Source organism: Streptomyces murinus (assembly GCF_002154555.1).
Taxonomy (GTDB): domain Bacteria; phylum Actinomycetota; class Actinomycetes; order Streptomycetales; family Streptomycetaceae; genus Streptomyces; species Streptomyces murinus.
Window position 1 is genome coordinate 1 of the sequence record NZ_MUNF01000687.1, and the last position, 6,931, is coordinate 6,931.

Here is a 6,931-nt window from a genome sequence, read left to right on the forward strand (position 1 = left end):
CTGCTGCTTTTAGGAATTCGCTCCGCGAATTCCTAAAAGCAGCAGCTACAGCAGCGGGCGACGCTCTCGGAGTGCGAAGCTGACGCTGCGTCAGCTTCTGTCATGAAACCCATTTCAGGGTTAGAGATTTATAATCCACGCAGTGCGCAACTTCTTTTCCAGGAAATGCATTTCACGCGTGGAGAGATTCAAAATGCCCTTGAGGAAGGGGAAAACGATTGCGATGTGAAAGGAATGCACCCTGCTTACCCGGCTTACGGAACCAGCCGAACGGCAGACCCCAACCGTAACCTCGCCTTCCTCCCCAGCTCCCCCAGTTGCTCGGCTCTCGCCCAGAAGTCTTTGGCTCCTCCTCCCCCACATCATCGCCCGAGGTTGGATCGGTAACTCCCAGGCGGATGCCGCGCGATTCGGCCACGCGGAGTACGTCGGACAGGCATTCGGACAGGCGGACTGCGATGAACTCCAGTACATGCAGGTTCAGTTGGTCTGGGCCCTCCATCAAGCGGCATGGGCGAGCAAGTACTTCGCGACCGTCCCGTACCTGCTCAGCTTCCATGAATCCGACGAGGGCAGAAATAGCACTGCCCTCACTCTCGGGTGACAACCAGCAGGCTTTGTCTTCGTTCGTCCACGGCAACAGCCTACGACCCCACGTTGCCGCCCGTGTCTTCGTACACCACTTTGTTGGCCATATTTCAACGCTACGTACCGCAAATTTCGTACGCCGATGGCACTTGATGGGATATCAGAAAGAGGTCGCCACGCACTGTCACGCCAAGAGTTGCATCAAGTTCGGCCAACTCCTGCATCTCAGGAGATACCGGATGGAGCGGGTGTCTACTCATCCGCAAACAAACTGATGATGAGTCAGAAAAGCGGCAACTGGCGCTGGTATCTGAACAGGAATCCTTCTCCGAGGCCACCGGCATCCCTCGGCGCACCCTCCGGCGCATCGAACGCGGCGATACGGGCCCGCGCTACAGCGACCTGCTCCGCATTGCCGCAGCCCTCAAGAAGGGCATGACGGCGCTGATGGAGACCAGCACCTCGTAGTCGAGCCTTGGCCCTACGGACCGTGCACACGTTCGAGTTGAATCACTTGTTTGAATTCTTGCGCCACGGAAGCACGTACGCTTCACGAGTGATTGAGACCATCGTGTTCGACGTCGGCGAGACGATCATCTGTGATGATCGGTACTGGGCGTCGTGGGCGGACTGGCTCGACGTCCCGAGACATACCCTATCTGCCCTCGTCGGAGCGGTTGTGGCCATGGGTCAGGACAACGCGGACGCGCTCCGGCTGCTGCGCCCAACGATCGACCTCGACGCGGAGTATCGCGCTCGTGAGGTCGCAGGCCGAGGCGAATACCTCGATGAGGGCGACCTCTACGACGACGTGCGGCCCGCTCTATCTGCTCTCCGCCAGGCGGGCGTCCGAGTCATCGTCGCCGGTAACCAAACCGCACACGCGGGCCAGCTGCTGCGCGCCCTGGACCTGCCCGCCGACCTGATCGTCACATCGGCGGAGTGGGGCGTGGCCAAGCCGCAGCCGGAGTTCTTCCGACGCGTCATCGAGGTGGCCGAGGCCCCGCCGACCCATACCGTCTACGTCGGAGATCACCCGGCGAACGATGTCCACCCCGCGAAGGCGGCCGGCCTGCGCACCGCGCATCTGCGGCGCGGTCCCTGGGGACATCTCTGGGCCGATGACCCGAAGACCGTGGCAGCAGCGGACTGGCGCATCGACGGCCTCATGGAACTGGTGAGCCTCGCGGGGTGACAACAAGGAGGCGGTCCCGCCGAGTTGGCGGGGCTACTTCGGGTACAGACACGGTATCCCGCGAGTACCGTTCGGAGTGGATGCCCGAACGGAGACAGTGTGCCCGCGAACACCGACGGAGGGGTAGGCCGACGGATCGCCTACTACCGAAGCGTCGTCCGGCCCAAGTTGACTCAGCAGGAACTGGCGAATGCCGCTTGCGTCGCTCTGGGGACGATCCGCAAAATCGAGCGCGGCGAGAGAGGGGTCAGCGGCGATACCCTCCAGGCCATCGCCGACGCACTGGGGGTAGACCCGGTACGGCTGTGCCGCGATCGCGGAACTGCCCACTCTCAGGCCCGGGACGGGCTACCAGCCCTGTCGGCGGCCATCGCGGCGTATGACTGCCCCGACGACGGCCCCGTCCGGCCGGTGTCCGAGCTGCGCGACGCAGTCGATACGGCGGTGAAGTGGCGGCTCGGCGCGCAGTACACACGGATCGTTCGCGACCTTCCAGACCTGCTGCCCGAGCTGGCGCGGGCTTACCACACGGCAGCCGACGGTGACCGAGCCGAACTGGCGCAGCTGCTGGTGAGCGCCTACCGCTGCGCCGATGCGGCCGCCTACAAGCTCGGCGCGCACGATCTCTCGGCACGCCTGATCGAACTGATGCGGTGGGTCACAGCGGCAGCCGAGGACCCCCTGCTGACCGCTTCCGTGGCGTATGTACGCACCGAGACCTTCTTCGCGGCGCGCGCCCACGCCGCGGGCCTGCGTGCGCTCCAACAGGCCATCGACATGGCACCCGTTCCGACGACTGCGGTGGAGCGCGCCGTGCGCGGCGCGCTCCACATGAGGGCTGCTGTCATCGCTGGCCGCGCCAGGGATGCGGACGCCGCAGTCGCGCATCTGAGCGACGCCGGGCGCCTCGCCGAGCAGGTGACGGAGAACGTGTATTACGGCACCGCCTTCGGGCCCGACTCTGTGCGGATTCACCAAGTGTCGGTCGCGGTCAGCCTGGGCGGCGACCACGTGAGCGCTGCCCTGGGCATCACGCACGAGTGGAAGCCGCCGACCAGCCTTGCTGCGGAGCGCCGATCGGGCTTCTACATCGAGTTGGCGCGCGCCCAGCTTTGGGCGGGCATGCCCGATAGCGCCTTCGAGTCGCTGAAGGTCGCCCGCAGGATCGCACCTCAGCACACCCGTGATCATCCCTGGGTGCGGGAGGACGCTTCGACGCTCCGGCGCCTTCGCCGCGCCGACTCGGAGACTCTGACGTCCTTCGCGGAGTGGTGCGCTGCAACCTGAGCACCGCTGATCCTCAAGTACCCCTCACCGGGGTACTTGTGACGTCCCCTTAGCCCCAACATGAGTGCCCCGCGCAGGCACCAGTGATGGGCACGGAAATGCAGGGAGCACGGCTCACCCCAGCGGTCGTTGACCGTCGTGTGAGCATCGTCCGCCTTCACAGCGAGGCGTGCTTCGACTGCGGAGCTGTGAACCGTCCTTTGCGCGCAGCGGGCGAAGTCGTCGTCTCCGGCGCAACCCGAGTCTGGCAGATCCGCTCGTGTGGCTGCCGGCCTCGGACGGCGCCGCGTCGGCCGCGCCCCGAAGGGGCCACGCAAGGCCCGGCGACCGTGCGAACGGTCCCGGGTGTGGCCAACGCTCATATCAGCGAGGGAGCGTCGACATGACGAACGGTACCGCTCTGTCTGGAGCCAGCGCACGGGCTGGGAGAATGACGATGCGGGTCTACACCGTGGACCACTACGGCACGATCACACAGGACCGGGGCACGGTCACCGTGGCCGTCGACGGCAAGCTGCCGCCGCTGCCGCTGGCCGACTCTTACCCGGCGTGCCAGTGCCCGGGTCACCGCCTCGGACGGCCGGTGACCCGGTGAGCGCCCTTGTGAGGCAGACCGTGGGTATCGCCACCATGCGCGAGACCGCTATCCGGGCGCTCGGGTCCGAAGGCGAGATCAGCGCGCCGCCCCTGGCGCCCGAGAACCTCGGCATCCTCATCGGCCAACTGCGCGGCCACCTGGAGCTGCTGATCCCCGAGGTGGAGAAGATGCTCGGCAGGCTGCCGAAGGAAGGCGCCGCCCGGTACTGCGCGAGCGCGTGCGTCGGCGAGGCCCGCGGCAAGCTCCAGGCATGGCCGGCGCACCGCGCCGACGGTGAGGTGGAGTACGTCAGGCGCCTGGCGCGCGTCCTGCGGGCGCTCCTCGACCACTTCGAGGGCAACGCGCCCCGTGACAATTCCTGCCCTCGTTCTGGTGCTCACGAGGGCCTCGCACTGACGCAGCCACAACTGCCGGAGGAGGACGTTGCCCGGCTGCTGTAGGTCGGCGTTTGCCTCGGCAGAGCTCGTGATCTTCCGTCCTGTCGGGACGGACGCCGCCTTTCCATCCGGATCGGCGGTAAGGAGTATGAACTTGAAGGGGACACGATGAAGGTAACCGCTTGGCAGGTGGCCGACGACAAGGACAAGGTCCCCGGTACGCCGTGGCCGGGGCCGATTGTCCCCCCGTCTCCCGACGGCGGCCCGAAGGTCTGGATCTTCAGCTGAGATGACGCTCACCGGAGTGGAGGGGGCGCGATCCGAGCTGGGCCGCTCCCTCCTCGAACGCAAGCACCTGTCAGCCGACTGGCTTCCGGCGTTCGCCGCCGTGCCCCGGTCGGCGTTCCTGCCGGACGTGGTCTGGCCGTTCGACATGGACACCGGCGCCACCGTCGCCGTGGACCGGCGTGATGAGCCGGACCTCTGGTCGTCGTACGCCGACGCGGACGTGCCGATCGTCACCCAGTGGGACGACGGTGTGGGCGAGGGCCGCGGCAGCGTGCCCACGTCGTCGGCGTCCATGCCGTCGGTCGTCTTTCGCATGTTGTCGGCGCTTGAGGTCGAGGCGGGGCACCGCGTCCTGGAGATCGGGACCGGGACCGGTTGGAACTCGGCGCTCCTGGCCCATCGGCTCGGAGTGGAGAATGTCGTCAGCATCGAGATCGACCCGTGTGTGGCCGATGCGGCTCGTGACCGTCTGGCGGCCCGACAGTTGCTCGGGCGGGTTCTGGCACGGGACGGCGAGGACGGCGAGGAGATGGGAGCGCCGTACGACCGGATCATCGCCACGGCCGGGGTACGGCAGGTCCCACGTGCGTGGCTTCGCGATGCTCCCGGCGGGGTGATCCTTGTGCCGTGGGGGACGCACTTGGGTAATGGCGATGCCCTCGTACGGCTCCGTGTGTCCGAGGATGGCGGCAGTGCCGAGGGGCGCTTTCTGGGCCTGGTGGAATTCATGAAGGTGCGCGGCCAGCGGTCCCCGTTCGCCGGGCATGACGTCTATGTGCCGGACGGGGTGGCCGGCGCCGCTCGCAGCACCACGGCCGTCACCGAGGAGCAGTTACTCGGGGGCGATCGGTTCGCTGCTCAGCGGTTCGCTGTGGGGTTGATGGTGCGCAACTGTTACCAGCAGGTGGCAGACAGGCGGGGTGGCGCTCGGCCGGTGTGGTTCTACGGGCTGACGGACCGGTCCTGGGCGTGTGTCATGTTCCAGGAGGGCCGCGCGGAGGCTGTGGTGTGGCAGTCCGGGCACCGGCGGCTGTGGGACGAGGTTGCGACGGCACTCGCCTGGTGGCGGGCCGCCGGGGAGCCGGGGAGCCGGGCTACGGGCGCTTCGGGCTCACCGTCACCGCGCAGGGTCAGCGTGCCTGGCTGGATCGCCCGGCGGGTTCCTGGGAGGTCTGAGGCTGGGAGGTCTCGCTCGTCTGTCGTGCCCGAGGCGGACGAGCGGGGCCTTTCGCGTTGTTCGCCCGCGGGTGTGCCGAGGAGCCCTCGCCGTAGGGGTGTGGCAGTTCGGCGTTCAGTGCTGGCGGCGTTGAGGGGCGAGGGCCGCAGCGCGTTGGTGGGTGGTTTCGAGCGGGCTTCTCAGGCTGCGAATCCGACTGAGGTGACGTATTCGTATTTTCCCCATTGTGAGCCGAGGTTGACGATTTGGTCGATCCAGGCTTCGTCGAGGGCTCTGGTTTCGCCTTTGGACCAGGCGTCGATGATGGCGTCCCAGTTGCGGATGTTGAGTCTGCGGTATTCGAGGACGCGTTGGTGGGGAATGGGTACGTGGGTTTGGTCGAGGGGGTGGATTTCTACGCGTGTGCCGCCGCCTGCGTTGAGGCGTTTGAGGAGGTATCGGGCGACGTTGCGGCGGCGTAGTGCTCGGTAGGCGGTGTCGATTTTGGTGAGGTTGGCTTTGTTGGGGCGTTGTTTGCCGGTGAGCCAGGCTTTGAGGGTGCGGGGGGTGACGGTGATGCCGGCTTGGTGTATGGCTTCGTGTCCGGCGGTTGAGCGGGTGAGGTAGCGCAGGCGGGCTGACAGGCCGCGGGTGGAGGTGACGGGTGAGGTGATGCCGCCGGTGAGGGAGTCGAGTACGTGGGCTGCGGCTTCGCTTCCGCGTTGGCCGTGGGCGCCGTAGTGTCCGAAGTCGTGTGTTCTGTCGGGCATGTGGGGTTCTTACTGCCGGCTGGTTTCGGGTGTGTATACGTCTTTGATTTTTACTTGTGTCACGCCGCGTCCTTCTGTGAATACCTGTCGCCAGTTGCCGGCGATGTGGAGTTCGTCGGTTCCCATGACGCGCATGACGGTCAGTCCGGCGGTGTGTGCTTTATGGGCTTTGAGCCATAGGTTGACGAATGCTTGTGAGCGGATGATGTGCATCCAGTCCGGGCGGTAGAGTGCTCTGTTGAAGTTCGACTCTCCCATGGTGGACACGAACTTAGAATACATGGATTTCACGTATTCCAGGGTGACTTCGTCTTCTTCGGTGATGGCTTTTTCTCGGGCGTCGCGCAGGGCTTGGCGGAATTTTTCGAAGAGTTGTTCCGTGGCTCCGGAGGTGAAGGATTCGTGGATGACGGGCGGGTCGCACAGGGGGCCGTACTGCTCGGTGGCGAGGCGTTGGAGGAGGCGGAGGGTGGGTTCGGTGACCCAGACGGGGCCTGGTTCCTCGCGGTTGCCCAGTGGGTTGGGGAGGTAGGGGTGGTGGTCCCATTCGGGTGGGGTGATGAGGTGGATTCCGGCGCGGCGGCGGGAGTGGACGTTGCCGGTGGAGTATTCGAGGGCGCCGAGCGGGAGGTGGGTTGTCAGGGCGGAGAGGTAGGCGCCGTTGATGTCGAG

At 66.1% G+C, this 6,931-nt stretch carries 6 protein-coding genes and 2 pseudogenes; 6 read left to right on the forward strand and 2 right to left on the reverse strand.

What is annotated here, in order from left to right; genetic code table 11:
- Positions 1–891 precede the first annotated feature (891 nt).
- The 6 genes and pseudogenes from CCN72_RS41750 to CCN72_RS33135 all read left to right on the forward strand — a co-directional run bounded on the left by CCN72_RS41750 (position 892) and on the right by CCN72_RS33135 (position 5,509).
- The gene (locus CCN72_RS41750; protein WP_358591915.1) at positions 892–1,056 is read left to right on the forward strand and encodes a helix-turn-helix domain-containing protein; all 165 of its coding nucleotides are present in this window, start codon (positions 892–894) and stop codon (positions 1,054–1,056) included.
- Between the two features lie 88 nt (positions 1,057–1,144).
- The gene (locus CCN72_RS33120; RefSeq protein WP_086811941.1) at positions 1,145–1,783 is read left to right on the forward strand and encodes an HAD family hydrolase; all 639 of its coding nucleotides are present in this window, start codon (positions 1,145–1,147) and stop codon (positions 1,781–1,783) included.
- Between the two features lie 99 nt (positions 1,784–1,882).
- Positions 1,883–3,070: a helix-turn-helix domain-containing protein gene (locus tag CCN72_RS33125; RefSeq protein ID WP_244174598.1), complete on the forward strand. Its 1,188-nt coding sequence runs from the start codon at positions 1,883–1,885 to the stop codon at positions 3,068–3,070.
- A gap of 436 nt (positions 3,071–3,506) precedes the next feature.
- Positions 3,507–3,665: a hypothetical protein gene (locus tag CCN72_RS39320; RefSeq protein ID WP_158101461.1), complete on the forward strand. Its 159-nt coding sequence runs from the start codon at positions 3,507–3,509 to the stop codon at positions 3,663–3,665.
- A gap of 35 nt (positions 3,666–3,700) precedes the next feature.
- On the forward strand, positions 3,701–4,108 hold the full coding sequence (locus CCN72_RS33130; RefSeq protein ID WP_143664282.1) for a DUF6415 family natural product biosynthesis protein: 408 nt from the start codon (positions 3,701–3,703) through the stop codon (positions 4,106–4,108).
- A gap of 226 nt (positions 4,109–4,334) precedes the next feature.
- Positions 4,335–5,509 (forward strand): annotated as a pseudogene (locus CCN72_RS33135) (methyltransferase domain-containing protein).
- Between the two features lie 180 nt (positions 5,510–5,689).
- On the opposite strand, the gene CCN72_RS33140 reads toward CCN72_RS33135, so the two are convergent.
- On the reverse strand, positions 5,690–6,259 hold the full coding sequence (locus CCN72_RS33140; protein ID WP_086811945.1) for a transcriptional regulator: 570 nt from the start codon (positions 6,257–6,259) through the stop codon (positions 5,690–5,692).
- 9 nt (positions 6,260–6,268) lie between these two features.
- Positions 6,269–6,931: pseudogene (locus tag CCN72_RS33145) on the reverse strand (transcriptional regulator); the annotation flags it as partial.